The organism is Paraplanobispora siamensis, assembly GCF_016863175.1.
Lineage (GTDB): Bacteria > Actinomycetota > Actinomycetes > Streptosporangiales > Streptosporangiaceae > Planobispora > Planobispora siamensis.
The window spans coordinates 1-24,886 of record NZ_BOOJ01000003.1; the positions used below are offsets into that span (position 1 = coordinate 1).

Consider the following 24,886-nt stretch of genomic DNA (forward strand, 5'->3'; position numbering starts at 1 on the left):
GTACGGCCCCGCGGCCGGGCGGGCTCGGGCCGGGCCCCCCGGGGGTCAGCTCTCCCGGGGGCGCCAGGCGTCGACGAGGTCGTCGGGGGCGACCAGTCTCGCCTCGGCGGTCTCCGTGCCGCTGCGGGAGACGGCGAAGAGCGGGACCTCGGCGCCGGCGCCGGGCAGCTTCGAGCGGCGGATGATGAGCTCGTGCAGGTCGCGCCGGTCGAAGGGCCGGTCCTCGCGCCAGGTGACCGCGCCGACCATGGTGATCGTCTCGCCGACCGGCTCGCGGTCCGCCCCCACGATGTCGATCTCCGGGTCGCCGGTGCGGGTCCAGTAGCCGCCGATCGCGTCCGTGCGCCGGGGCAGCCCGTCCATCCGCCGCAGCGACTGCCTGACCAGCGGGACCACGGCCGCGCCGCGCCAGGAGTCCCAGGACCGGAGCACGCGGGCGAGGGTGAGGTCGCCCCGCCCGCGTTCGATCTCCGGGAGCCCGGGGCCGACGAAGGACAGCCAGAACCACAGGTGCGCGTCCGCGACCCGGTAGCGGGTCTCGCGTGACGGCCGGGTGGCCAGCGGCAGGTCGGCGGCGACCAGCCGCCTGTCCACCAGGGACTGCAGCGCCCGGTTGAGCGAGGCCCGGGGGACCTCGGGGACGGCGCGGCCGATGGCGGAGTGGGTGCGCGCCCCCGAGCCGACGGCGTTCAGTACGGCCCGCGCCTGCGCGTCCGGGGCCAGCTCCGCGGCCAGGGCGCGCTCGCCGGTCACCACCAGGGCCGAGGCGGGGTCGGCCAGGGCGCGCCGGAGGTACTCCCTGACCCTGAGCCCCCGCGGCCACCTCCCGCAGATCATCGGCAGGCCGCCGGAGACCAGGCGGGCGTCGACGGCCTCGGCCGCGGGCAGTTCCAGGGCGTCGGCCACGTCGGCGGGGGTCAGGGGGTGGACCACCATCTCGGTGGCCCGCATGTAGAAGGGCCTGCCGGGCCGGTTGACCGCCTCCATCACCGGCAGGTCCGAGCCGACGAGGACGAGCAGCACCGGGCGGCGCGACAGCTCGCGGGCGAACGTCACCTGCAGCGTGCCCTCGAAGCCGGGGTCGCCGGCCAGCAGGTGGGGCAGGTCGTCCACGACGAGGATGCTCGGGGCGTCCTGGGGCAGGGCCGCCGCCACGAGGGCCAGCGCGTCCTGCCACGATCCGGCGGACCGCCCGGCCAGGGACTCGGCGCCGGGGAGGCCGGAGGCGCCGGCCGCGGCGAGGAACTCGCGCAGCTGCTGGGCCGGCGACCCTCGGGGAGCGGAGTAGAACACGCACGGGACGCCCGAGCGCCGGGCGAACTCCTCCACCAGGCGCGACTTGCCGACGCGGCGGCGCCCGCGCATCAGGACGGCCCGCCCGGGCCGTCCTCCTCTGCCCCCCGACTCCACCCTGTCCAGCAGGAGCTGGAGTTTTCCCAGCTCAGCGGGCCTTTCAATGAACCGGTCCATCGCCCTCCGATGGTCTCAGCCGTGAGACTCTCTCCAGTGAGACTCTCCGGGCCGAGACCATCCCAAGCGGGCGTGTCATCCATGAGATGGCCAAATGCGCTCAGATTCCCGCCGGGAACGGTCGGGCGGCCCCCAGGCCCGGCGGCTGCAGACCCGGGACGCGCTGCAGACCCGGGACGGCTAAAGGCCCAGGACGGCTAAAGGCCCAGGACGGCGGACAGGTCGCTCTTCAGGGCGTCGAGATCCCGTACGGCCCGCGCCCGCGCGTCGGCGACCTCGCCGTCCACCGGGACGACGACCTCCAGATAGCACTTGAGCTTCGGCTCGGTGCCCGAGGGCCGGACCACGACGCGGGCACCGCCCGCCAGGACGTACCGAAGGCCGTCGGTGGGCGGCAGGCCGCCCGCGCCCGCGCTCAGGTCCTCGGCCGACTCGACCGCGCAGCCGCCGAGCTCCGCGGGCGGGTCGGCGCGCAGGCGGGCCATGGCCCCGGCGATCAGCGACAGGTCGGCGACCCGCACCGAGAGCTGGGAGGTGGCGTGCAGGCCGTACCTGCGGGCCTGGTCGTCGAGGAGGTCGAGCAGGGTACGGCCCTCGCGCCTGGCCCCGGCGGCCAGACCGGCGACGGTCAGGGCCGCGCCGATGCCGTCCTTGTCGTGGACGGGCAGGCCGGTCTCCGAGCCGACGCTGTAGCCCAGCGCCTCCTCGTAGCCGAAGACCATGCCCTCACCGGCCTTCATGATCCACTTGAAGCCGGTGAGGGTCTCGGCGTAGCGCACGCCGTACTCCGCGGCGATCTTGCCGAGCAGGGACGAGGAGACGATGGTGGTGGCCACCAGCCGGTCGCCGGAGGTGCTCCTGATCACGTGCTCGCCCAGGAGCGCGCCGACCTCGTCGCCGGTGAGCATCCGGTAGCCGCCGCCGGGCAGCGGCACGCCCACCGCGCAGCGGTCGGCGTCCGGGTCGTTGGCCAGCACGATGTCGGCGTCGATCTGCCCGGCCAGCTCCAGCGCGAGGTCCATCGCGCCGGGCTCCTCCGGGTTGGGGAAGGAGACGGTGGGGAAGTCCGGATCCGGGTCGGCCTGGGCCTTCACGGTCGCCGGGCTCGCGAACCCGGCGGCCAGGAAGGCGGCCGTGAGCGTGAGGCCGCCGACGCCGTGCAGGGGGGTGTAGGCCACCCGCAGGTCGCGGTCCTCGCCGAGCGGCAGCAGGGTCACCGCGTCCAGGTAGGCGGCGACGATCTCCTCGCCGAGGTCGGTCCAGCCGGGGTCGGCGGGGGAGCCGAGAGGCAGTTCGGAGACCGGCCCGACGGCGTCGATGGCCGCGGAGATCTCCGCGTCGATCGGCGGCACGATCTGGGAGCCGTCGCCCCAGTAGACCTTGTAGCCGTTGTCCCGGGGCGGGTTGTGGCTGGCGGTGACGGTCACGCCCGCGTCCGCGCCCAGGTGCCGCACGGCGAAGGCCAGCACGGGCGTGGGCAGCGGGGCGGGCAGCAGCGAGGCCCGCAGTCCCGCGCCGGTGAGCACGGCCGCGGTGTCGCGGGCGAAGACGTCGGAGTTGTGGCGGGCGTCGTAGCCGATCACGACGTGCCGGTCGGGACCGAGGACGGCGGCCAGGCCGGCGGCGGCGCGCATGACGGTGACCCGGTTCATCCGGTTGGGCCCGGCGCCCAGCTCCCCGCGGAGCCCGGCGGTGCCGAACTCAAGCTTGGCCTGGAACCGGTCGCGCAGCGCCGCCTCGTCGCCGCCGGAAAGGAGGGTCTCCAGTTCGGCCCGGGTCTGCGGGTCCGGGTCCTGGGCCAGCCAGGCCTGTGCGAGCCGTACGAGATCGCTGCTCATGTCACCTCATGCTCCGGGGCGGGGGGATCACCCCCGCCGGTTGTGCCTGGAGTCCGCGGGGCCGTGCCCGGGTGGACGGGGCCCCGCGGTCGCTTACAGCTTGCCGACGACCTGGCTCAGCAGCTCGCCCATCCGGGTGGCGGTGGCGCGGCCGACCTCCAGGACCTCCTGGTGGTTCAGCGGCTCGCCGACCAGACCGGCGCCCGGGTTGGTGACCAGGGAGATGCCGAGCACCTCGGCGCCGCCCTCGCGGGCCGCGATGGCCTCCAGCACGGTGGACATGCCGACCATGTCGCCGCCGATGGTCCGGCACATCTGGATCTCGGCCGGGGTCTCGTAGGTCGGGCCGCGGAAGGCGATGTAGACGCCCTCGGCCATGTTCGGGTCGACCTCGCGGACCAGGGCGCGCAGCCGCCGGGAGTAGACCTCGGTGAGGTCGATGAAGGTGGCCCCGGTCAGCGGGTTGGCGCCGGTCAGGTTGATGTGGTCGCTGATCAGGACCGCCTCGCCGACCTTCTGGGTCTCCGGGCGCAGGCCGCCCGCGGCGTTGGTCAGCACGACCGTGCGCACCCCGGCCTTGATCGCGGTCCGCACGCCGTGCACGACCGGCTCGACGCCCCTGCCCTCGTAGAGGTGGGTGCGGCCGAGGAAGATCAGGGCGTTCGCGCCGGTCGCGGTCCGCACGGCGCGGATCCGGCCCGCGTGACCGGCCACCGCGGCGGGGGCGAACCCGGGCAGGTCGGTCACCGGGATCTCGGCGACGGTCTCTCCGATCGCGTCGGCGGCCGGGACCCAGCCCGACCCCATCACCAGCGCGACGTCGAAGGAATCGACTCCGGTGGCGCTCCTCAGCGCGATCGCGGCGTCCGTGGCGAGTGCATAAGGGTCATTGGTCACCTCACCGAGCGTACTCGTCCGACCCTCCGGACCATGCCAGGGGCGCGTCGCGCCGCCCGATGAGGCGTCCGTCAGCCGCCCAGGGACGTGCAGGGACGGCCGCGCAGCGCCTTGACGTAGTCGTCGGGGGCCCCGGCGTGCTCGGCGGCGTCGGCCAGGATGCCGAGATAGCGCGCCGAGGGCAGGCCGCCCTCGTAACCGTCGAGCACGTAGAACCAGGCCACGACCTCGCCCTCGAGGGTCTGCACCCGCAGCCGCACCTTGTGGTAGAGGCCGCGGATGGCGCCCTCCCACTGGTCGAGGGAGGTCTCGTCCCACTCGGGGACGTCGTAGAGGACGACGAAGACCTCCTCGGAGGGGTCCTCGACGATGGTGGCGAGCGCGCCCTCCCAGCCGAGGTCGTCCCCTCCGAAAGTCAGACGCCAGCCCTGCAGCCAGCCCGACCCCCGCATGGGGGAGTGCGGGGCCCGCTGGGCCATCTGCTTGGGGTCCATGTTGCTGCCGTAGGCGGCGTAGACAGGCACGGCATCCAAGAGTAATCCACGATCGCGGAGATGCTCACTCTCCGGCGGCGCGCCGCTAATTTTCTCCGAATATGGGCGGTTTCCGTGATTTCGGGCCGTCACCGAGGGGGACCGGGCGGTGATGCGGTCCGGCGATGCGGGACAATGGGGGACGTGACAAGGATCGTGATCATCGGTGGCGGGCCCGGCGGATACGAGGCGGCCCTGGTGGCGGCGCAACTCGGGGCACAGGTCACCGTGGTCGAGCAGGACGGTCCCGGCGGGGCCTGCGTGCTCACCGACTGCGTGCCGTCCAAGACCCTGATCGCGACCTCCGTCCGCAAGCAGGCGCTGCTCGACGCCGCCGCCCTCGGCGTGCACTACAGCGGCGGCCCCGACGGCGACGTGGGCAGCCCGGTGGCGGACATGCCGCTGGTCAACACGCGTGTGAAGGAGCTGGCCCAGGCGCAGTCCGCCGACATCGCCGCGCGCCTGGCCGCCGAGGGCGTCGAGGTGGTCAGGGCTCCCGGGCGGCTGGTGGACCCGCAGGTGGTCCGGGCCGGCGACCGGACGATCCGGGCCGACGTCGTGATCGTGGCGACGGGCGCCACCCCGCGCATCCTGTCCACCGCCGAGCCCGACGGCGAGCGCATCCTCACCTGGCGGCAGATGTACGACCTGGAGGAGCTGCCCGAGCACCTCATCGTGGTCGGCTCCGGCGTCACCGGTGCGGAGTTCGCCGGCGCCTACCGCTCGCTCGGCTCCGAGGTGACGCTCGTGTCGTCGCGCGACCGGATGATGCCGAACGAGGACGCCGACGCCGCCGAGGTCCTGGAGGAGGTCTACCGGCGCCGCGGGATGAACGTCATGGGCCGCTCCCGCGCCGAGTCGGTCAAGCGCACCGCCGACGGCGTGGTGGTCACGCTGGAGGACGGCAGGACCGCGGAGGGCAGCCACTGCCTGATGACCGTCGGCATGGTCCCCAACACCGCGGGGATCGGCCTGGAGGAGGCCGGGGTCACCCTCGACCGGGGCGGGTTCATCCAGGTGGACAAGGTCTCCCGCACCTCCGCGCCGGGCGTCTACGCGGCCGGCGACTGCACCGGCGTGCTGATGCTCGCCTCGGTCGCCGCCATGCAGGGCCGCATCGCCGTCTGGCACGCCCTGGGCGAGGCCGTGCAGCCGCTGCGCCTGGCCACCGTGGCCTCCAACATCTTCACCGACCCCGAGATCGCCGCGGTGGGCGTCGCCCAGAAGGCGATCGAGGCCGGAGAGATCGACGCCAACGTGGTCAAGCTCCCGCTGGCCACCAACGCCCGGGCCAAGATGCAGGGCTTCCACGACGGCTTCGTGAAGCTGTTCTGCCGCCCGCACACCGGCATCGTCCTGGGCGGCGTGGTGGTCGCCCCGCGCGCCTCCGAGCTGATCCTGGCGGTCTCGCTGGCCGTCCAGCAGCGGCTCACCGTGGACCAGGTCGCCCACACCTTCGCGGTCTACCCGTCGCTGTCGGGCTCCATCACCGAGGCCGCGCGCCGCCTGATGCAGCCGATGACCCCCACCGGCATCTGACGGCGGCGGTTCTGACGACGGGGGTCACGCGGTCCGGCGCTCGCCGACCGGCTGCGGGACGGCGGCCTGCTCGACGCGGTCGCGGCCCCGGGCCTTGGCGGCGTACAGGGCCTCGTCGGCGGCGTTGAGCAGTTCGTCGACGCTCCGAAGGCCGGGGAAGGAGGCGAAGCCGATGCTGACGGTGACCGCGAGCCGGTGCCCGTCGGTTCTGGTCCGGCCCCGCGACACCAGCTCGCGCACCTCCTCCAGGCGGGTGCGGGCCACGTCGTCGCCCGCGCCGGGCAGGACGATCACGAACTCCTCTCCGCCCAGGCGGGCCACGAGGTCGTCGTGCCGGACGCCGGAGGCCAGCAGCCGGGCGACGGCGACCAGGACGGCGTCGCCGGCGGCGTGGCCGTAGGTGTCGTTGACCTGCTTGAAGTGGTCGACGTCGACGACGGCCAGGGTCAGCGGTGTTCCGCCGGCGGCGGCCTCGGCCAGCAGCTCCGGCAGGGTGTCCATCAGGTGACGGCGGTTGTACAGGCCGGTCAGCGGGTCCCGGACGACCTGCTCGCGCAGCAGCGCGTTGGCCTCCTCGACCTCGCGGCGCAACCGGTTGGCCTCGGTCACGTCCCGGGCCGCCATGGCCCAGCCGATGACGTTGCCCTTGCGGTCGCGCAGCGGGCCGATCCGCAGGTGCAGGTCGATCCCGCTGCCCGCCACGTCGGTGAGGGCCTGGTCGGTCTCGCCCTCCTCCCGCAGGTGCAGGTCCGTGCCGAAGACCTCGCGGGCCGGTGATCCGGTGAGCGACGCGGCGAGGGGTACGGCGGGCGGCGCGGACGACTCGGCGGGCGGTGCGGACGGAGATTCGGCGGGTGGGCCGGCGGGCTCGGTGGGCTCGGCGGCGGGTACGGCGGGCGGGTGCGCCGCGTCCGGGTGGATCCGTTCCGTCAGCCGGCGGGCGGCGGGGTTGTGGTCCAGGATCCGGCCGCACTGGTCGGTCACGATGACCGCGTCGGAGAGCGTGTCGAACACCTGCTGCCGCCCCACCGGGATCTGCTCCGGCAGGGTCGGGTGCGCCACCATCCGGTAGGCGATGATCACCGTGATGGCGAACCCGGCGGAGGTCATGTCCGAATAGCGGCCCTCCAGCGGCAGGCCGACCAGGTTGATCAGCAGCGGCGGCAGCGCGGTGCAGAGCGTCCAGTTGTAGATCCAGCGCTGCTCGCGCGGGCTCCGGCGGCGGGCACGGGCCACCCGGAACAGGGCGACGAGCACCAGGATGTAGCCGTAGACGACATGCGGCCAGTAGAGCGGCCCGATCTGGAGGATGAACTCCCCCTGCCAGGCCGCCCTGGTGACTTCGGGGATGAACAGCCGGTGCCACGGGTTGGTGGCGAGCAGGACGATCAGGATCGCCGGCTCGATCAGGAGCGGCGTCACCGTGCGCCACGAGACCCGCCAGGCGCGGTCCGCCACCGTCGACGCCAGGCAGAAGAACCCGGCGGTGACGACGGCCTCCGAGGGGAACAGGATGCTTCCCCACAGCAGCGCCTCGCCGGGGTCGCGGACCAGGAAGGCGATCACATCGGAGACCGCCCACAGCGCGACGCCCGTGGAGAAGAACGACAGCACTCCGAACAACGGAGCCTGGCGCCGCCGGGTCCAGCCGATGACGGCCCCGGAGACGGCCACCATGGCCGCCAGGGCGAATATCGCGATCAGCATCGGCACGGTGGCATTCCCCTCCTCGACGCGCCTGTCACACACCTCGTCGAGGTCCCATCGGCAGCGGGCCGGAGGAGTTGAGCCGATCCGGTCAGTCGCGCAGGGGGATCGAGACGTACGACGGGTTCCCGGCGGGCGAGGAGAAGGCGAGCTCCGCGCCCGGCGGGTTGTGCTCGATGTAGAGCGGATCGGCGGTGTCGACGACGAGGGCGAGCCGGTGACCGGCCGGGACGTCGTAGGCCGTGGAGAACAGCTCCAGGTCGAGGCCGAACGCCCTGCCCGGCCTCCTGCCGTGGAAGGTGGACGGCGCGTGCGTGATCAGCCTGCCCCTGCCGCCCGGGCCCACGTCGTAGAGATGGGCGACGACGGTGCCGCTCTCCCGGGTGGCGGTCACCGTGGTGTGCAGCTTCACCGTGCCGCGCACGCGCAGGCCGTCCGCGTGGCGCGGCGACTGCCAGACGGCGGCGCGTGAGCGCGGCAGCAGGGGGACCGTCACCTCCGGCGGGGCCTTGGCGAACTGGTCGAGGATGCCGGACAGGAACACCGTCCCGCCGTTCGCGCCGGAGTCGGCGTTCGCCGCTATCCGCCGGGTGCCGGTGAGCGGGACCTTCTCGGTCGCCGAGGTCAGGGCCCGCCAGGTGGGGTAGCCCTCGTAACCGCCGCCGGTGCGCGGCAGCACCCGGACCGGGTCCTCCCGGTCGATGCCGTTGTCCGTGCCTTTGAGGTGGTGGTCGAACCAGCGCCGGCAGTTCTTCCACACGTCGTTCGGCAGGCCCAGCAGGCCGGTCGCCTCGGGGGTCGCGTGGTCGCCCGGCCGCAGCTCCAGGCGCTTGGGCCCGGTGAGCCTCTCGTAGAAGCGCGCGTACTGGTTCGGCGGGAACAGCGACTCGCCCCAGGCGTTCCCCAGCATGATCGCGGGACCGTTGGCGTTGATCCTGGCCAGGTGGGCGGCGGGGGAGCGCACCCGGGCCCACGCGATCATCTCGGCCTCCCGGTTCAGCTCCGAACGGAAGAAGCCCCGCATGTGCCGCTGCAGCTCCGCGCTGGGACGTCCGGTGGCGAAGCCGGAGCCGACCAGGATCGCCGACGCCTGGGAGTGCTGGGTGCGGCCGCTGTAGATGGAGGCCACGAGGTCGGCCCAGCCGCTCATCGCGACGACGGCCCTGACCCGCCGGTCGAAGGCCGAAGCCAGCAGGCTGATGCCCGCGCCGTAGGAGACGCCGGCCATGCCGACCCTGCGCGGGTCGGCGGGGGTGTTGCGCAGCGTCCAGTCGATGACCTTCGAGGCGTCGGCGACGTCCCGGGGACCGGCGACGTCGATCTTCCCGCCGGACTGCCAGAAGCCGCGGGTGTTGTAGCTGACCACCACGTAACCGGCGCGGGCCATCTTCTGCGCCTGGACGAGATACTCCACCTGCGGCACGGACCAGCTGGTGGGCAGCACGATCACCGGATGGCGGCGCCCGCCGTTCCGGCCGCCGGGTGCGACGACGTTGGCCGCGAGCTTCGTGCCGCCGGCGCCGGTGACGGTGACGAACCGGATGGACGGCGCGGCCGTGTCCCCGGCGGTCCGGACGGGGGCCGCGTCTCCGCTCGTCCGGGCGGGGGCCGGGCCCCAGGCGGAGCCCAGGAGCGCCGCGGCCACGACGGCGACGGTGGTGGGTCGGGGGCGTGCATGTCTCATGGGCCGTCTCCTGCCGTCGCCGGCCGGTCGCGGCCGGTCTCACCCGGTGGTCGGTACGCCTGAGGGGAAAGTGACCCGACGGTAACCCGTTGTGTTACCGCTGGTAACCAGATGGCATGTTACGCGTCGGTAACAATCGCCGTTCCGGGGCTGTGCGGCAGGAGGGGAGATGTGAAGGAGGAAGGGCGCGCTCCGTCACGGTAAAAGCACCTTCTGCCGGGTACGGCCCGCGCCGAGCATCGCTGGCAGGAGCGGCGGGCGTCCGGCCGCCGCGATGATCGTCAGGAGTCCCCATGCGGCAGCGCGAACCTGGCGTCCCCAGGCGCCGGCGTGACCCCGGTGTCCTCGTACGGTGCGGTGTCCTCGTACGGAGTTGTGTTCTCGTACGGTGTGGCGTTCTTGCACGGCGCGGGCGGCGGGGAAGGACGGCGGCGGCGTTCCTGCTCGCCGGAGCACTGGCGGCCTCGCCGGCGGCGACCGGATCCGCCTCGGCCGCGAGCGGTCGGGCTCCGGCCGTGACGGGCCCCGCCTCGCTCGCCGTGTGCGACTTCACGATCGAGAACACCGACAACGTCATCGGCGACGAGGTCAAGGCGGTCGACCTGCAGGAGGGCGGGAACGGCGACGAGATCTTCCTGCGGATCGGCGGGAACCTCTTCCCGCTGTCCGGGGGGACCGTGCAGTTCCCGACCGCGGGGACGGGCCGGCCGGCCGGCGCGTTCGGGTTCGTTCCGCCGGTGCGCGTGCAGTTCACCGATGGCATCCTGGCCTTCCAGCTGATCGAGGACGATCTCACGCTCAACGACAGGATCGCCAACGTGGAACTGCCGTGCGGCAACGTGCGGACGCAGCTCTCCTTCACCAACCGGGCCGGGAACGCGACGTACGAGGTGGAGTTCGCGATCCGCGTCGTCGGGTGAGGAAGCGGGTGAGGACGACACTGGGCGGGCGCCGTACCGGATGGACCGGATGAACGGGACACCCGGCAGGCGCCGTACCGGATGGACGGGGTGCCGGGCGGGCGCCGTGGCCCGCCCCCAGCGATCCGCCCCCAGTGATCCGCTCTCGTGGCCCGCCGTCAGTGGACCCGGGCGCGCAGCCGTCCCAGGGCGGCCCTGCCGTCCTGTACGGCGCGGGCCACGAAGTGCAGCTCCTGCTCCCGCCTGGCCATCACCAGGGCGTTCTTGGCGGCCTCGTAGGCGTCGATGGCGTGCCGCCAGTCCTGGTCGGCCGTCATGCCGCCGCGCCCGCTGATCTGGAACTCGTAGTCGAGCTGGTCGATCTCCTCGCCGAGCCGGGTGATGTCCTCCTCGGCCCCCCGGCGCATGAGGGCGAAGCGGGCGTTGCGCCTGCTGCGCCGCTGGGCGCTGACGCCCCAGGCCACCACGGTGAGCGCCAGGCCCACCGCGCTGAGCACGACCATGACGAGGCCGATGGAGATCCCCTTGTCCTCCTGCGCGGCCACGGGGTCCGGGTCACCGGTCGGCGACTCCTCATCGGCTGCGTCGGGGGTCGGGAAGGCGAAATCGCTGATGTCCTGCGGGGTGCCCTTGGCGCCCTTGAGGTTCGCGTCGTCGGCCTGGGTGAAGGAGGCGTCCTGGACGGTCGCCCCGGTGAAGTCGGCCCCGCCCAGCTCGGCCTGGGTGAAGTCGACCTCGGTCAGGTCGGCGTCCTTGAAGGTGGCGTTGCGCAGGTTGGCCTGGCCCAGCTTGGCCTCGCGCATCTTGGCGCGGGTGAAGTCGGCCTTGCGAGCCTTGAGCTGACCGGGGGTGCTCTCGGTGAGGTCGGCGTCGACGAGCTTGGCGCTGGTGAAGACGGCCTGGGTCAGCTCGGCCCGGGTCAGGGTGGCCCCGGTCAGGTCCGCGTACGGGAACTGGGCCTGCCCCGCCTCGGCGTCGATCAGGATCGCGCCGCGCAGGTCCGCGTAGTCGGCGTGCATCTGGCCGAGGTTGGCCTCGGTGAAGTCGGCGCCGCGCATGTCGGCGTGCTTCAGGGTGGCCTGGGTGAACCTGGCCTTCTTGAGCGAGGCGTTGCGCAGGATCGCACCCGTCATGTCCTCCTGGACGAACTCGATGCCGTCCAGCTTGGCGCCGGTCAGGTCGGCGCAGCGCAGGTTGTCGGGGAGCTGGGCTCCCTTGGTGAAGTCCTTGCCGCGCAGGTTGGCGCCCTCGCCGGGGCGGCAGGGGTTGGTCTGCGCGGCGGTGACGTGCCCGGCCGAGGCGTGGGCGGGAGCGATGACGGACCCCGACAGCGCGAAAGTCGCGGCGATGAGTGTCAGGGGGATGGAACGACGCACGGGTGCCTCCTTCAACAGCAGTCCCGAGCGTGCCAGTGGATCATTTCATTCCGCTAGACACTCACTTGAACCGCGGACGGTCACCCCGGCCGGGGCACCTTGGCCACCGCGTATCCGCCGGGGGGAAGCAGCAGATTACCGGGGATCTTCCGTTCCCCGCCTCCGTGGTTGATCGCGAACAGCCATTCGCCGCGCCGTACGAGCTCGACCGGGGCGGGTGAGCCGAGGCCGAGCAGGCGGGCGTAGGCGTCGTCGGACAGGCGCGTGGAGACGTAGACGGCCCGGCCGTGACGTGTGACCGCCGGGGTGCCGTCGGGATAGCGGGCCAGGGCCTCGGCTCCGGCCAGGTGGACCCGCTCGGTCCACAAGGACGCGGTGTCGCCGGTGTCCAGCGTGACCGGCTCGCCGATCGGCAGGAACTCCTCCACCCGGACGCCGAGGACGCCGCGCAGGGCGCCCGGATAGCCGCCGACCCGGATCCGCGCGTGCTCGTCGGCGATGCCGCTGAGGAAGGAGACCACGAGGGTCCCGTGGCCGCCGTCCGCGTAGCGGCGCAGGTTGTCGGCCGCGTCCTCGGAGATCAGGTAGAGGCTGGGAACGATCACCAGCTCGTAGCCGGACAGGTCCGCCGACGGATGGACGAAGTCGGCGGTGACGCCGTGCCGGTAGAGCACCCGGTGCGCCTGCCGTACCGCCTCCAGATAGCCGATCCCGGTGGAGGGGAAGCCGGGCGACTGCAGCGCCCAGCCGGCCTCGGTGTCCCACAGGATGGCGGCCGGGGCCTCGACCGGGTCCCGGCAGGCCTCGGCGAGGGCGGGCAGCAGGTTGCCGAGGTCGCGGATCTCGCGGAAGATCCGCGAGTCCGGGCCGGCGTGCGGGACCATGCCGCCGTGCCAGAGCTCGGCCCCGCCCCGCGAGGCCCGCCACTGGAAGAACATCGCCCCGCGCGAGCCCCGGGCGACGTGCGACAGGCTCAGCCGGGTGATCTCCCCGGGCCGCTTGGCGACCATCCGGGGGCCGGTGTAGGTCACCACCGCCTGCTCCATCAGCAGCCACGGCCTCCCGCCCGCCCAGCCGCGCGCGAGGTCGGCGGCGAACGCGGTCTCCTCCGGGGGGTTCTCGGACGGATAGTGGTCGATCGCGACCAGGTCCACCTCCTGCGCCCACTTCCACTGGTCGACCGGGACCCAGTCGCCGAAGACGAAGTTCGTGGTGACGGGGACGTCGGGGGTGAGCTCGCGCAGGATCGCCTTCTGCTCGCGGAAGTGGCCGAGCATCTCGTCGGACAGGAACCGGCGGAAGTCCAGGACCTGGGCGGGGTTGGGCAGGTACTGGGTGGCGCGGGGCGGCATGATCTGCTCCCACGCCGAGTAGTACTGGCTCCAGAACGAGGTCGTCCAGGCGTCGTTCAGCGCCTCCAGCGTGCCGTGCCTGCCGCGCAGCCACGTCCTGAAGGCGGCGGCGACGTGGTCGCAGTGGCACCAGGTGCCGTACTCGTTGTGCACGTGCCACATGGCCAGCACCGGATGGTCGCGGTAGCGCTCGGCGAGCACGCGCGCGATGCGGGCCGAGGCCTCGCGGTAGGCCGGGGCGCTGACGCAGTAGGTGTCGCGGCTGCCGTGGCTCAGGCGGGCGCCGTCGGCGGTGACGGTGAGCGCGTCGGGGTGGGCCAGGGAGAACCAGGGCGGCGGGGAGGCGGTGGGCGTGGCCAGGTCGACCCTGACGCCGCCCTCGTGGAGCAGGTCGAGCACGCGGTCCAGCCAGCCGAAGTCGTAGGAACCCTCGACGGGCTCAAGCCGCGCCCAGGAGAAGACGCCGACGCTGACCAGGTTGACCCCGGCCTCCCGCATCAGCGCGACGTCTTCTCGCCAGACCTCCTCCGGCCACTGCTCGGGGTTGTAGTCCCCGCCGTAACACAACCCGTCGAGCCCTTTCGGCCAGCGCACTCTGGTTCCTTTGTTCGGATGGAATCTAAACTAATTATCCATGGATAACGGATTCGTCTCAAGGGTCGCGACCGGAGACTGGGAACGGGCACTGATCACCGGCAACGGCCGCCAGGGAGCCCTGGTCTACGGCGGTCCCGCCGGAGATCACGACGGTGTCACCGCTCCGGACGGCCCTGGCGGTCATGATGGTGTCGCGGTTCCGGGCGGCCCCGGTGAGCTCCGGGTAACGCTCTCACATGAACGCCTGTTCCTGCCGGTCGCCGAGCCGTTGCCGCCCCCGCGCACCGCCGCCGTCCTGCGTGAGTTGCGGGCCTCGCTGTACGGCGGCCGCCCCGGCGAGGCGGCCGACCGGGTCGTCGAACTGGCGACAGGCGAACACCCCGGCTACGCCGACACCCGCTGGATCGACCCCCTCATCCCCTCGGGCACCCTCGCCTTCACCCCCCGCTTCCCGCTCCCCGCAGCGAACCCCGCCATCCCCCCGCCATTGCCGGTATCGGAGGGCGAGTATCTGCGGAGTTGTGACTTCGCGAGTGGTCTGGTGACCCAGGAGTGGGGCGGGGTCCGGCAGGAGGTGTTCGTCTCCCGGCCGGCCGATGCGGTGGTGATCCGATGGTCGGGGGGCGAGGGCTTGCTGCGGCTGGTCCCGATCGAGGAGGAGCCGCCGGTTCCCATCCGGTTCACCACGGTCGTCGCTCCCGGCCGCCTGGTCCTGAACGCGGAGTTCGAGGTGCGGTGGCCGGGGGCGATCACGGGGTACACGGTCGAGTGCCGGATCGTCGGCACCGCCGAAACGCGCTCCGGCGGACTCCTGATCGGCGATGACGCCCTCATCCTCGCCCGAACGGTGATCCACGGCAGCCGGCCGGATCCCCTGGAAGAGATCCCCGCCGACTTCGACCTCCTCCTCCGCGGGCACACGGCCGTCCACGGCGACCTGTTCTCCCGCTCCTCCCTCCGCCTCGGCCGCCGTACACCGGCGCCGGAGGAGCGGGGGGCGGCGGGGTTCGGGAGGGGGGAGGGGATCGGGCGGTTGTTCGGGGCGGGGCGGTATGCGGTGATCTCCAGTTCGGGGGAGTCGCCGCCGACGTTGCAGGGGGTCTGGAGCGGGACGTACGACCCGCCGTGGCGCAGTGGGTTCACCATGGACGGGAATCTGGCCTCGGCGGTGGCGGGGCTGGCGGTCACCGGGACGCCGGAGCTGGCGACGGCGGTGTTCGACCTGGCGGACGCCATGATGGAGGACTTCAGGGAGAACGCCCGCAGGCTGTACGGCTGCCGCGGGATCCTGGTCCCGGCGCACATGTCCACCCACGGCCTGCACAACCACTTCGGGCCGATCTGGTGCCTGACCTTCTGGACGGCCGGGGCGGGCTGGCTGGCCCGGCTCTATCACGACCATTACGCGCACACCGGGGACACGGACTTCCTGCGTGACCGGGGGCTGCCGTTCATGACCGAGGCGGCCGTGTTCTACGAGGACTTCCTCACCGAGGACGGCGACTTCGTCCCCTCGTACTCGCCGGAGAACACCCCGGCGGACGGCGACTCCCAGGCGTGCGTCAACGCGACCATGGACGTCGCGGTCACCAGGGACCTGCTCCGCAACCTCGTGCACGCCTGCGAGGTGCTCGGCCTCGACCACGCCCGGTGGAGGCGGTTGCTGGACCGGCTGCCGGGCTACCGGATCGCGCCGACCGGAGAGCTGGCCGAGTGGATCGGCACGAGAAAGGGCACGGACGGGGCCGATCACTCACAACACGCCGCAGGCGGAGAGGCCGCGGGAGCGGTGGAGGACAACCACGCTCACCGTCACGCCTCGCACCTCTACCCCCTCTGGTACGAGCGGGACCCGGCCTTCGACGATCCCCGGCTGGAGGCGGCCGCGGCGCTCGCGGTCCGGCGGCGGCTGGAGTGGTGGCGGGGGGCGGACAGCGACGAGATGGCCTTCGGGCTCGTCCAGCTCGGGCTGGCGGCGGCGGCGCTGGGGCTGGCCGGGGAGGCGCACGAGGCGCTGACGCTGCTGGCCACCCGCTACTGGCGCGCCGACAACCTGGTCTCCACCCACAACCGGGACGCGATCTTCAACGTGGACGTCTGCGGCGGGCTGCCCGCCCTGGTGGCCGCGATGCTCGTCCGCTCCTCGCTGCCGCCCTCCGGATACGGCCGGGTCGACCTGCTGCCCGCCCTCCCCGAGGCGTGGCCGTACGGCGAGGCGAGAGGGCTGGTCGTGCGCGGCGGGACCGTCGAGCGGCTGACCTGGGAACCCGGGCGGATCGAGGCCGTGGTCAGGGCGTGGCGGCCGCTCCTGGTCACCTGCGGTCTCCAGCGCGCCCGGGTGCCCGCCGGGGAAACGCTCCCATTGACGTTTGTTGGTTTGGACGCAAAACTAATTCAGGAACTGGAAGCCTGAAGCGCTGGAGCCCCCATGCCGTACCGCCCTCCTCTGATCGCGCACGAGTACTTCGTCGCGGACCCGCCGGAACTGCCCGTGCGCTCGCACGGCGAGGGCGGTCTGTCGGCGCTGACGGCGGCGGAGCCGGTGGCGGCCGACGAGGCGGGGGTGACGCTGAAGGCGTCGACCTCGGCCGGCGAGACCCTCGTGGTCCAGGTCGGCGTGGCGGGCGAGGGTGTGATCCGGGTCCGGCTCGGCCAGGACGCGGACGCCCGGACCCGGTCGGCCCGGGCGATCTCCATGGTCACGCCGGGCACCTTCGCCGGGGCGCGGGTGGAGAGCCTGGCGGCCCCGGGCGGTGACGCGCTCACCGCGGAGGTGGCCGGGGGCGGCGGCGTGCTCCGCGCGGGCGCGGACGGCGGAGTGCCCGGCGCCGTCGTGGTCGACGCGGGATCGCTCCGCGCGGAGATCACCCTTTCCCCCTGGCACCTGAGGTTCACCGACGCCTCCGGGGCGACCGTGCTGGAGCAGGATCCGGGCCACACCGACATCAGCGGCCGGCTGCGCACGCTCCCGTTCGGCCGGTCCCTGGCCGGCGGCGAGGTGGCCGGTTACCACGAGAGTTTCAGCGCCCCCGCCGACGAGGCGTTCACCGGGTTCGGCGAGTCGTTCACCCCGCTGGACAAGCGCGGCCAGCGGCCGGTCATGTGGAACTTCGACGCCTTCGGCGCCGAGTCCCAGCGGGCCTACAAGAACGTGCCGTTCTACCTGTCCAGCCGGGGATACGGCGTGCTGGTGGACAGCGGGACGCCGGTCGAGTTCGACGTGTGCCAGTCCACCCACAGTTGCGTGCAGATCGTCGTCCCGGACGACCTGATCGACTACTACGTGATCGCCGGGCCGACCCCGCCGGAGGTGCTCGACCGGTTCGACCGGCTGACCTGCCGTCCCCTGCTCCCGCCGAAGTGGGCGTTCGGCACCTGGATCTCCTCGGGGTTCTTCGTCGACACCCAGGAGCGGGTGACGAACCGGGCGCGCACCATCCGCGAGCGCGGCATCCCCTGCGACGTGCTCCACCTGGACACCTACTGGCAGACCGACGGGCACTGGTCCGACCTGCGCTGGGACGAGGCCAACTTCCCCGACCCGGCCGGGATGCTGGCCGAGCTGGAGGAGATGGGGTTCAAGGTCTGCCTCTGGATGAACCCCTACATCTCCCACCGCAGCCCGGCCTTCCCGGCCGCCGCCGAGGCCGGGTACTTCCTGCGCAGGCCCGACGGCGAGGTCTACGTGGCCGACTGCTGGCACGGCTCCTACCCGGCCTGCGGCATCGTCGACTTCACCAACCCCGAGGCCGTCGAGTGGTTCCGGGGCCTGCTGCGCCCGCTGCTGGAGCAGGGCGTGCAGGTCTTCAAGACCGACTTCGCCGAGGGCGTGCCGCACGACGCGGTCGCGGCCAACGGGATGACCGGCACCGAGCTGCACAACGTCTACACGCTGCTGTTCAACGACGTGGTCTCGGAGGTGACCCGCGAGGTCGCCGGGCACGGCATGGTCTGGGCCCGCTCGTCCTTCCTGGGCGGGCAGCGGCACTCGGCCCAGTGGAGCGGCGACACCTACACCAGCTACCCGGCGATGGGCAGCACGCTGCGCGGCGGCCTCGCCCACGGCCTGTCGGGCATCCCGTTCTGGAGCCACGACGCCGGCGGCTTCACCGGCCGTCCCACCGACGACCTGTACGTCCGCTGGACCCAGTTCGGCGCGTTCTCCCCGCTGCTGCGGCTGCACGGCACCACCAGCCGCGAGCCGTGGGAGTTCCCCGAGGTGGAGGCCGAGGCCGTGGCCGCGCTCAAGCTGCGCTACCGGCTCATGCCGTACCTCTACACCGCCGCCGTCGAGGCCGCGCGGACCGGGGCGCCGATGATGCGGGCGCTGTGCGTGGACCACCCGGACGACCCGGTCGCCTGGCAGGCCGACCTGGAGTACCTGCTCGGCCGCGACCTGCTGGTGGCCCCGATGACCTCCCCGGACGGCGTGCGGCGGGTCTATCTCCCGGCCGGCGACTGGGTGGACCACTGGACCGGCGAGGTGCACGCGGGCGGGCGCTACGTCACGGTGCGCACGCCGCTGGACCGCATCCCCCTGTTCGTACGGCACGGCGCGCTCATCCCGGTCCTGACGGAGCCGGGCGACGCGGTCGGCGACGGGCCCTTCGGAGAGATCACCCTGGTCGGCTACGGAACGGCCACGGGCACCGCCGTGATCGCCGACGTCGACGGGAGCACCACGGTCACCGTGACCGAGGACGGCGTCCGGGTGGACGGCCCCGCCCGGATCGCGGGTGTCGAGCGGGCCGGCGGCCGCTGACCGGCCCTTGAAGGAAACCTCGGGGGACTCCCCACAGGAAGAGAGAACGATGTCCAAGGTGAGAACCTGTGTGGCCGCTCTGGCCATGCTCGCGGCGCTGGCCGCCTGCGGGAGCACCGAGCCCGAGGCGGGCGGTCAGGCCGCCTCCGGCGGTCCCCGCGTGCTGAAGCTGTGGCACTACGAGAGCGCCGACGGCGCGATGGGCAAGGCCTGGGCTGAGGCGATCAAGCAGTTCGAGGCCTCGCACCCCGGGGTCAAGGTCCAGTTCGAGGAGAAGGCGTTCGAGCAGATCCGCCAGTCGGCGGGCATGATCCTCAACTCGGACGAGGCCCCGGACGTGATGGAGTACAACAAGGGCAACGCCACCGCCGGTCTGCTGTCCAAGCAGGGGCTGCTGACCGACCTGACGCCCGAGGTCACCAGGCGCGGCTGGGACAAGCTGCTCAGCCCGTCGCTGCAGACCACCGCCAAGTACGACGACCGGGGCATCATGGGCTCCGGCAAGTGGTTCGGCGTGCCGAACTACGCCGAGTACGTGATGGTCTACTACAACAAGGACCTGTTCGAGAAGCACAAGGTCGAGGTCCCGACGACGTTCGACGAGTTCACCGCCGCCATGGACGAGTTCGTCAAGGACGGGGTGACCCCGCTGGCGGTCGGCGGCGCGGAGTACCCGGCCCAGCAGATCTTCTACCAGCTCGCCCTGTCCAAGGCGCAGCGGCCGTGGGTGGACGGCTTCCAGCTCTACAAGGGCAAGGTCGACTTCCACGGACCGGAGTTCACCTACGCGGCCGAGACCACGGCCGACTGGGTGGAGAAGGGCTACATCGCCAAGGACTCGGCCGGGGTCAAGGCCGAGGACATGGGGGTGTCCTTCATGGGCGGCAAGTACCCGATCGTGATCACCGGCTCCTGGTGGTACGGCCGGTTCGCCTCCGAGATCAAGGACTTCGAGTGGGGTTCGTTCCTGTGGCCGGGCAACACCATGCACGCCGGATCGAGCGGGAACATCTGGGTGGTCCCGGAGAACGCCAAGAACAAGGACCTGGCCTACGACTTCATCGACATCACGATGAAGAAGGAGATCCAGAACCTGCTCGGCAACTCCGGGGGCATCCCGGTGGCCGCCGACCCCGCCGCGATCACCGACCCGAAGAACAAGGAGCTGATCGAGAACTTCACCAAGCTCTCGACGGGTGACGGGCTCGCGTTCTACCCCGACTGGCCCGCGCCGGGCTACTACGACGTGCTGGTCGCCGGGGTGCAGAACCTGATCAACGGCAGCAAGACGCCCTCCGCGGTGCTGGACGAGATCGCCGGGCCGTACGAGGAGAACCTCGCCGACATCGGCAACTGACCCTCTGACCGGCGACTGACGCCCGGATCGGCAACCGACACTCGGAGAGAAAGATGGCAGTGCACGCTCCGGCCGCGCGGCCGAAGGCGGTCCGCGAGCCGGAGCCGCGCCCCCGGCGCCGCAGTACCGGTGGCTACTGGGTGTTCCTGCTGCCCAGCGCGGTGCTGTTCACCGCGGTGATCCTGGTGCCGTTCCTGATGAACATCGGGATCTCCTTCACCAGGTGGCAGGGGATCGGCGACCCGCGATGGCTCGGGATCGACAACTACACGCGGCTGTTCGCCGACGAGCGCTTCTGGGCCTCGTTCCGCAACAACGTCGCGCTGATCGTGGCCATGGCGATCGTGCCCACGGTCGTCGGGCTGGTCCTGGCGGCGACCCTGTTCGACTACGTGGGCAAGAAGTTCGGCCCCCGTACGGCCAGCACCCTGCGGGCCGCCTACTACCTGCCGCAGGTGCTGCCGATCGCGATCGCCGGCATCGTCTGGGGATGGATCATGCATCCCCGGTACGGCGCGCTGAACGCCTTCCTGGGACTGTTCGGCGCGGAGCCGCGCAGCTGGCTGGGCGATCCCGGCTGGGCGCTGCCGAGCGTGATGCTGATCATGGTGTGGTTCCAGATCGGCTATCCCGTGGTCATCTTCATGGCGGGGCTGCAGCGGGTGGACCCGGCGCTGTACGAGGCGGCGGAGATGGACGGGGCGTCGTGGTGGCGGCGGTTCTGGCACATCACGATCCCGCAGATCCGCCCGGAGATCTATGTGGTCCTGCTGACCTGCACGATCGCCGCGCTCAAGGTCTTCGGCCCGATCTTCGTGCTGACCCGCGGCGGCCCCGGCGGCGCCACGCTCGTGCCGTCGTACTTCAGCTACCAGAACTTCTTCGAGAAGGCCAACGTCGGGTACGGCGCCGCGATCGCGACCGTGCTCACCCTGGTGATCATCGCGGTCACGGTGTTCTTCCTGCGGATCCAGGACAACGAGGACGGGCAATCATGATCCGGAAGTACTCGGTCCTGGTCTCGCTGGCCGTGCTGGCCGTCGTGATGCTGGTGCCGTTCGTCATCGTCACCCTCAACGCGGTGCGCTCCCCGCAGGACTACTCCGCGAACGGGCCGCTGAGCCTGCCCGACGGTCTCTACTTCGACGGGATCGTGGAGTTCTGGAACCGGGTCGACTTCGGCGGCAAGCTCTGGAACAGCCTGGTGATCAGCGGCTCGGTGGCGGTGCTCGCGGTGATCCTGTCGGTGCTCAACGCCTACGCGCTCGGCATCGGCCGGGTGCGCGGACGGGTCTGGATCCTGGTCGTCTTCCTGGTGGCCAACACGCTGCCGCAGGAGGCGCTGGTCTATCCGCTGTACTACCTGTCGAAGCAGGCCGGGCTCTACGACAGCAGGCTCGGGGTGATCATCATCTTCACGGTGATCCAGAGCGCGTTCGGCACCTACCTGCTCGCCTCGGTCCTCGGCCGGTTCCCGCACGAGATCCTGGAGGCCGCCGCGATCGACGGGGCCGGCAAGTGGCGGGCGCTGTGGCGGATCGTGGTCCCGATCAGCCGCCCGACGCTCTCCGTGCTGCTGATCTTCTTCTTCATCTGGACCTGGAACGAGTTCTTCCTCCCGCTGGTCTTCCTGATCTCCAACGAGAACCAGACCGTCCCCGTCGCGCTGGGCGTGCTCCAGGGGGACAAGATGATGGACGCCACCATGTCGAGCGCCTCGGCGCTGCTCGGCATCCTGCCCGCGGTCGTCTTCTTCCTGATCTTCCAGCGCACCCTGACCCGCGGCGTGACCGTGGGCGCGATCAAGTAGCGACCGAGTGTCCAAGCGCTTCGAATCCCTGACCTGGAGGCGCAATGCCCTTTCCCAAGCCCGCCGCGGCGGCGGCCGTACTCGCTCTGACCCTGGGGTTATGTGCGGCGCCGGCGCACGCGGATCCGCAGTATCCCTTCCGTGACCCGGCGCTCCCGCTCCAGCAGCGGATCGACGACCTGCTGGGCCGGCTGACCCTGGCCGAGAAGGTCTCCTGGCTCCACCAGTACCAGCCCGCGGTGGAGCGGCTCGGCATCGGGCTGTTCAAGACCGGGACCGAGGCGCTGCACGGCGTCGCGTGGTCCACCGACATCGACGACGGCGGCAGCGTCGTCACCGCGCGCGGCACGGTCTTCCCGCAGGCCGTCGGCCTGGCCAGCACCTGGAACCCGGACCTGATCGAGAAGGTCGGCTCCGTCGTCGGCGACGAGGCGCGCGGCTACCACTCCGAGAACCCCCGGCTGTGGGGCCTGCAGCTGTGGGCGCCGGTGGTCAACCTGCTGCGCGACCCGCGCTGGGGACGCAACGAGGAGGGCTACTCCGAGGACCCGCTGCTGACCGGGGCGATCTCCACCGCGTACGGCCGGGGCATCCAGGGCGACGACCCCGACCACCTCAAGGCCGCCCCGGTGCTCAAGCACTACATGGCCAACAACAACGAGATCCGCCGGGACACCACCAACTCCAGCCTGCGGCCGCGGGTCATGAACGAGTACGAGATCCCGGCGTTCAAGACCGCGATCTCGGCCGACGCCGCCACCGGCGTGATGACCGCCTACAACCTGGTCAACGGCCGCCCGGCCACGGTCACCGACCTGAACTCCGGCATCCGCAGGTGGACGGACCGGACCCTGTTCACCGTCTCCGACGCCGGCGGGCCCAACAACCTCACCGGCTCGCAGCAGTACTTCGCCACCAGGCCCGAGGCCGCCGCGGCGATGATCAAGGCCGGGGTCGACAGCTTCACCGTGGACGACACCAACGGCGCCCCGACCGTCGCCTCGGTCGACGCCGCCCTCGCCCAGGGGCTGCTCACCGAGGCCGACATCGACCGGACGGTGCGCAACATCCTCAGCGTGCGCTTCCGGCTGGGCGAGTTCGACCCGGACGGCGGGCCGTACGGGAAGATCACCAAGGCGGTGGTGGACAGCCCCGCGCACCGCGCGCTGAACCGGCGCACCGCCGCCGAGGCGATGGTGCTGCTCAAGAACTCCCGCGGGGCACTGCCGCTCGACCCGGCCAGGAAGGTGGCGGTCATCGGCCCGCTGGCCAGGACCCTCTACACCGACTGGTACTCGGGCAAGCCGCCCTACCAGGTCACCCCGTTCGACGGGATCAAGGAGCGGGTCCCGGCCGCCGTCGGCACCGAGGCCGCCGACCGGATCGCGCTCAAGGCCGACGGGAAGTACCTGACCGCCGGGACCGGTGCGGGCGCCGACCTGAAGCTCTCCGGGACCACGGCGGGGGAGACCGAGCAGTTCGACGTCTTCGACTGGGGCGAGGGCGTCGTGACGCTGCGCAGCGTCGCCAACGGCAAGTACGTCAGCCGCGCCAACTGGTCCACCCTGGTCAACAACCAGGACCAGCCCACCGGCTGGTTCGTCCAGGAGCAGTTCAAGCTGGAGGCCCAGGCCGACGGCACGACGCTGCTGCGCTACGCCGGCTACGAGACCGCCGAGCCGTGGTTCGGCCCGAACGTCTATGTGAAGGCCGCCGCCGACGGCACGCTCTCGCTCACCACCGCCGACGGCGCCACCCGGTTCACCAAGGAGATCGTGCGCAGCGGGATCGCCGAGGCCGTCGAGGCGGCCGAGAGCGCCGACGTGGCGGTGGTCGTGGTCGGCAGCATGCCGTTCATCAACGGCCGCGAGGCCCACGACCGCACCGACCTGAACCTCGCCGCGGGCCAGCAGGCCCTGGTCGAGGCCGTGCACAGGGCCAACCCCGACACCGTGGTGGTCCTGGAGAACAGCTACCCGACGACGATCGACGCGCTCCAGGAGAAGGTCCCGGCGATCCTGTGGACCACCCACGCGGGCGCCGAGACCGGCCGCGCCCTGGCCGACATCCTGTACGGCACCGCCAACCCGGCCGGGCGCCTGACCCAGACCTGGCCCCGCGCGGGGGCGAAGCTCCCCGACATCCTCGACTACGACATCATCAAGACCGGCTCGACGTACCTGTACTCCGAGGACAAACCGCTGTACGCCTTCGGACACGGCCTGAGCTACACCACCTTCGGCTACCAGGGGCTGCGGGCGGTGCGCGACGGCGACGGCCACCGGGTGAGCGTGAAGGTCACCAACACCGGGTCCCGGGCCGGTGACGAGGTCGTGCAGCTCTACACCCACCAGCACAGCTCGCGGGTGAAGCAGCCGGTCAGGCAACTGCGCGGCTTCGAGCGGGTGAGCCTGGCGCCGGGCGGGTCGAAGACGGTGACGTTCCGGGTGAAGACCGCCGACCTGGCGCTGTGGGACGTCACCCGGAACCGATTCGCGGTCGAGCCGTCCACCCACGACGTGCTCGTCGGCTCGGCCTCCGACCGCATCCGCCAGCGGACCACGATCCGGGTGGACGGCGAGCGCATCCCCGCCCGCGACCTGACGAGGCCCACCCGGGCCGCCGACTTCGACGACCACTCCGGCGCCGAGCTGGTGGACGAGACGAAGACGAGCGGGGACGCGGTGGCGCTGTCCTCCGGTGAGTGGCTCGCCTTCTCCGGCGCCGACCTCGGCCGGGGCGTCACCGGGATCACCCTCGGCGTCGCGGCCGCAACGGCCTCGTCGGTGGAGGTCCGCCAGGGCTCGCCGACGGGCAGGCTCCTCGGCACGGTCACGGTGCCCGCCACCGGCGGCGTCTACCGGTGGGGTACGGCTGCCGGCGCACTCTCCAGGGCGTCCGGCAGACAGGACGTCTATCTCGTCGCCCGGGGAGACCTGCGGCTCAAGGAACTGGTCCTGACCCGTTGACCTTCCGCCTCCGCCGTACGGCCCGCGTCCCCTCCACCGGGGCGCGGGCCGTACGGCCGTCCGGGCCCGAAAAAA

16 protein-coding genes are annotated in these 24,886 nt (G+C 72.0%); 8 read left to right on the forward strand and 8 right to left on the reverse strand.

Going from position 1 to position 24,886, the window contains the following annotated elements; genetic code table 11:
• Positions 1 to 45 precede the first annotated feature (45 nt).
• The 4 genes from Psi01_RS01100 to Psi01_RS01115 form a co-directional block, all read right to left on the reverse strand.
• Positions 46 to 1,470, reverse strand: coding sequence for an ATP-binding protein (locus tag Psi01_RS01100; protein ID WP_204061999.1), 1,425 nt, complete (start codon positions 1,468 to 1,470; stop codon positions 46 to 48).
• A 197-nt stretch (positions 1,471 to 1,667) separates the two neighbouring features.
• A complete protein-coding gene (locus Psi01_RS01105; protein WP_204062000.1) occupies positions 1,668 to 3,308 on the reverse strand; it encodes a phospho-sugar mutase in 1,641 nt (546 codons plus the stop codon).
• Positions 3,309 to 3,401: 93 nt separating this feature from the next.
• A complete protein-coding gene (locus tag Psi01_RS01110; RefSeq protein ID WP_204062001.1) occupies positions 3,402 to 4,205 on the reverse strand; it encodes a purine-nucleoside phosphorylase in 804 nt (267 codons plus the stop codon).
• Positions 4,206 to 4,276: 71 nt separating this feature from the next.
• A complete protein-coding gene (locus tag Psi01_RS01115) occupies positions 4,277 to 4,729 on the reverse strand; it encodes a gamma-glutamylcyclotransferase family protein (protein WP_204062002.1) in 453 nt (150 codons plus the stop codon).
• 153 nt (positions 4,730 to 4,882) lie between these two features.
• Between Psi01_RS01115 and Psi01_RS01120 the strand changes: the two genes are divergently transcribed.
• Positions 4,883 to 6,277, forward strand: coding sequence for an NAD(P)H-quinone dehydrogenase (locus Psi01_RS01120; protein WP_204062003.1), 1,395 nt, complete (start codon positions 4,883 to 4,885; stop codon positions 6,275 to 6,277).
• A 24-nt stretch (positions 6,278 to 6,301) separates the two neighbouring features.
• On the opposite strand, the gene Psi01_RS01125 is transcribed toward Psi01_RS01120, so the two are convergent.
• Together Psi01_RS01125 and Psi01_RS01130 are read right to left on the reverse strand one after the other, a co-directional pair.
• A complete protein-coding gene (locus Psi01_RS01125; protein WP_239126919.1) occupies positions 6,302 to 7,984 on the reverse strand; it encodes a diguanylate cyclase in 1,683 nt (560 codons plus the stop codon).
• A gap of 91 nt (positions 7,985 to 8,075) precedes the next feature.
• Positions 8,076 to 9,668, reverse strand: a complete 1,593-nt coding sequence (locus Psi01_RS01130; protein ID WP_204062005.1) for a CocE/NonD family hydrolase — start codon at positions 9,666 to 9,668, stop codon at positions 8,076 to 8,078.
• Between the two features lie 515 nt (positions 9,669 to 10,183).
• Here Psi01_RS01130 and Psi01_RS01135 point away from each other — a divergent pair.
• Positions 10,184 to 10,588, forward strand: a complete 405-nt coding sequence (locus tag Psi01_RS01135; protein WP_204062006.1) for a hypothetical protein — start codon at positions 10,184 to 10,186, stop codon at positions 10,586 to 10,588.
• A gap of 158 nt (positions 10,589 to 10,746) precedes the next feature.
• Here the strand turns inward: Psi01_RS01135 and Psi01_RS01140 are convergent, their stop codons facing one another.
• Positions 10,747 to 11,964: a pentapeptide repeat-containing protein gene (locus Psi01_RS01140; protein WP_204062007.1), complete on the reverse strand. Its 1,218-nt coding sequence runs from the start codon at positions 11,962 to 11,964 to the stop codon at positions 10,747 to 10,749.
• Positions 11,965 to 12,044: 80 nt separating this feature from the next.
• On the reverse strand, positions 12,045 to 13,910 hold the full coding sequence (locus Psi01_RS01145) for a beta-galactosidase (protein WP_204062008.1): 1,866 nt from the start codon (positions 13,908 to 13,910) through the stop codon (positions 12,045 to 12,047).
• Positions 13,911 to 13,950: 40 nt separating this feature from the next.
• Between Psi01_RS01145 and Psi01_RS01150 the strand changes: the two genes are divergently transcribed.
• The 6 genes from Psi01_RS01150 to Psi01_RS01175 are packed head-to-tail and all read left to right on the forward strand — an operon-like array spanning position 13,951 to position 24,811.
• On the forward strand, positions 13,951 to 16,326 hold the full coding sequence (locus Psi01_RS01150; RefSeq protein WP_204062009.1) for a glycosyl hydrolase family 95 catalytic domain-containing protein: 2,376 nt from the start codon (positions 13,951 to 13,953) through the stop codon (positions 16,324 to 16,326).
• A 15-nt stretch (positions 16,327 to 16,341) separates the two neighbouring features.
• Positions 16,342 to 18,675 carry a TIM-barrel domain-containing protein gene (locus tag Psi01_RS01155; protein ID WP_204062010.1) on the forward strand — a complete coding sequence of 778 codons (2,334 nt, stop codon included), beginning with the start codon at positions 16,342 to 16,344 and terminating at the stop codon, positions 18,673 to 18,675.
• Between the two features lie 49 nt (positions 18,676 to 18,724).
• Positions 18,725 to 20,032 carry an ABC transporter substrate-binding protein gene (locus Psi01_RS01160; protein ID WP_204062011.1) on the forward strand — a complete coding sequence of 436 codons (1,308 nt, stop codon included), beginning with the start codon at positions 18,725 to 18,727 and terminating at the stop codon, positions 20,030 to 20,032.
• A gap of 53 nt (positions 20,033 to 20,085) precedes the next feature.
• Positions 20,086 to 21,030, forward strand: a complete 945-nt coding sequence (locus tag Psi01_RS01165) for a carbohydrate ABC transporter permease (protein ID WP_204062012.1) — start codon at positions 20,086 to 20,088, stop codon at positions 21,028 to 21,030.
• Positions 21,027 to 21,842 (forward strand): carbohydrate ABC transporter permease, encoded by an 816-nt coding sequence (locus Psi01_RS01170; RefSeq protein WP_204062013.1) that lies wholly within the window; start codon positions 21,027 to 21,029, stop codon positions 21,840 to 21,842. Before Psi01_RS01165 ends, Psi01_RS01170 begins: the two co-directional genes overlap by 4 nt.
• Before the next feature lie 44 nt (positions 21,843 to 21,886).
• Positions 21,887 to 24,811, forward strand: a complete 2,925-nt coding sequence (locus tag Psi01_RS01175) for a glycoside hydrolase family 3 protein (protein WP_204062014.1) — start codon at positions 21,887 to 21,889, stop codon at positions 24,809 to 24,811.
• The last annotated feature ends 75 nt before the right edge of the window (positions 24,812 to 24,886 follow it).

Excerpts from the sequence above, each read along its gene's own strand:
- Psi01_RS01155 (WP_204062010.1), top strand. The coding sequence starts at position 16,342 with ATGCCGTACCGCCCTCCTCTGATCGCGCACGAGTACTTCGTCGCGGAC.
- Psi01_RS01165 (WP_204062012.1), top strand. The coding sequence starts at position 20,086 with ATGGCAGTGCACGCTCCGGCCGCGCGGCCGAAGGCGGTCCGCGAGCCG.
- Psi01_RS01160 (WP_204062011.1), top strand. The coding sequence starts at position 18,725 with ATGTCCAAGGTGAGAACCTGTGTGGCCGCTCTGGCCATGCTCGCGGCG.
- Psi01_RS01100 (WP_204061999.1), bottom strand. The coding sequence starts at position 1,470 with ATGGACCGGTTCATTGAAAGGCCCGCTGAGCTGGGAAAACTCCAGCTC.
- Psi01_RS01130 (WP_204062005.1), bottom strand. The coding sequence starts at position 9,668 with ATGAGACATGCACGCCCCCGACCCACCACCGTCGCCGTCGTGGCCGCG.
- Psi01_RS01125 (WP_239126919.1), bottom strand. The coding sequence starts at position 7,984 with ATGCTGATCGCGATATTCGCCCTGGCGGCCATGGTGGCCGTCTCCGGG.
- Psi01_RS01105 (WP_204062000.1), bottom strand. The coding sequence starts at position 3,308 with ATGAGCAGCGATCTCGTACGGCTCGCACAGGCCTGGCTGGCCCAGGAC.
- Psi01_RS01150 (WP_204062009.1), top strand. The coding sequence starts at position 13,951 with ATGGATAACGGATTCGTCTCAAGGGTCGCGACCGGAGACTGGGAACGG.
- Psi01_RS01170 (WP_204062013.1), top strand. The coding sequence starts at position 21,027 with ATGATCCGGAAGTACTCGGTCCTGGTCTCGCTGGCCGTGCTGGCCGTC.
- Psi01_RS01175 (WP_204062014.1), top strand. The coding sequence starts at position 21,887 with ATGCCCTTTCCCAAGCCCGCCGCGGCGGCGGCCGTACTCGCTCTGACC.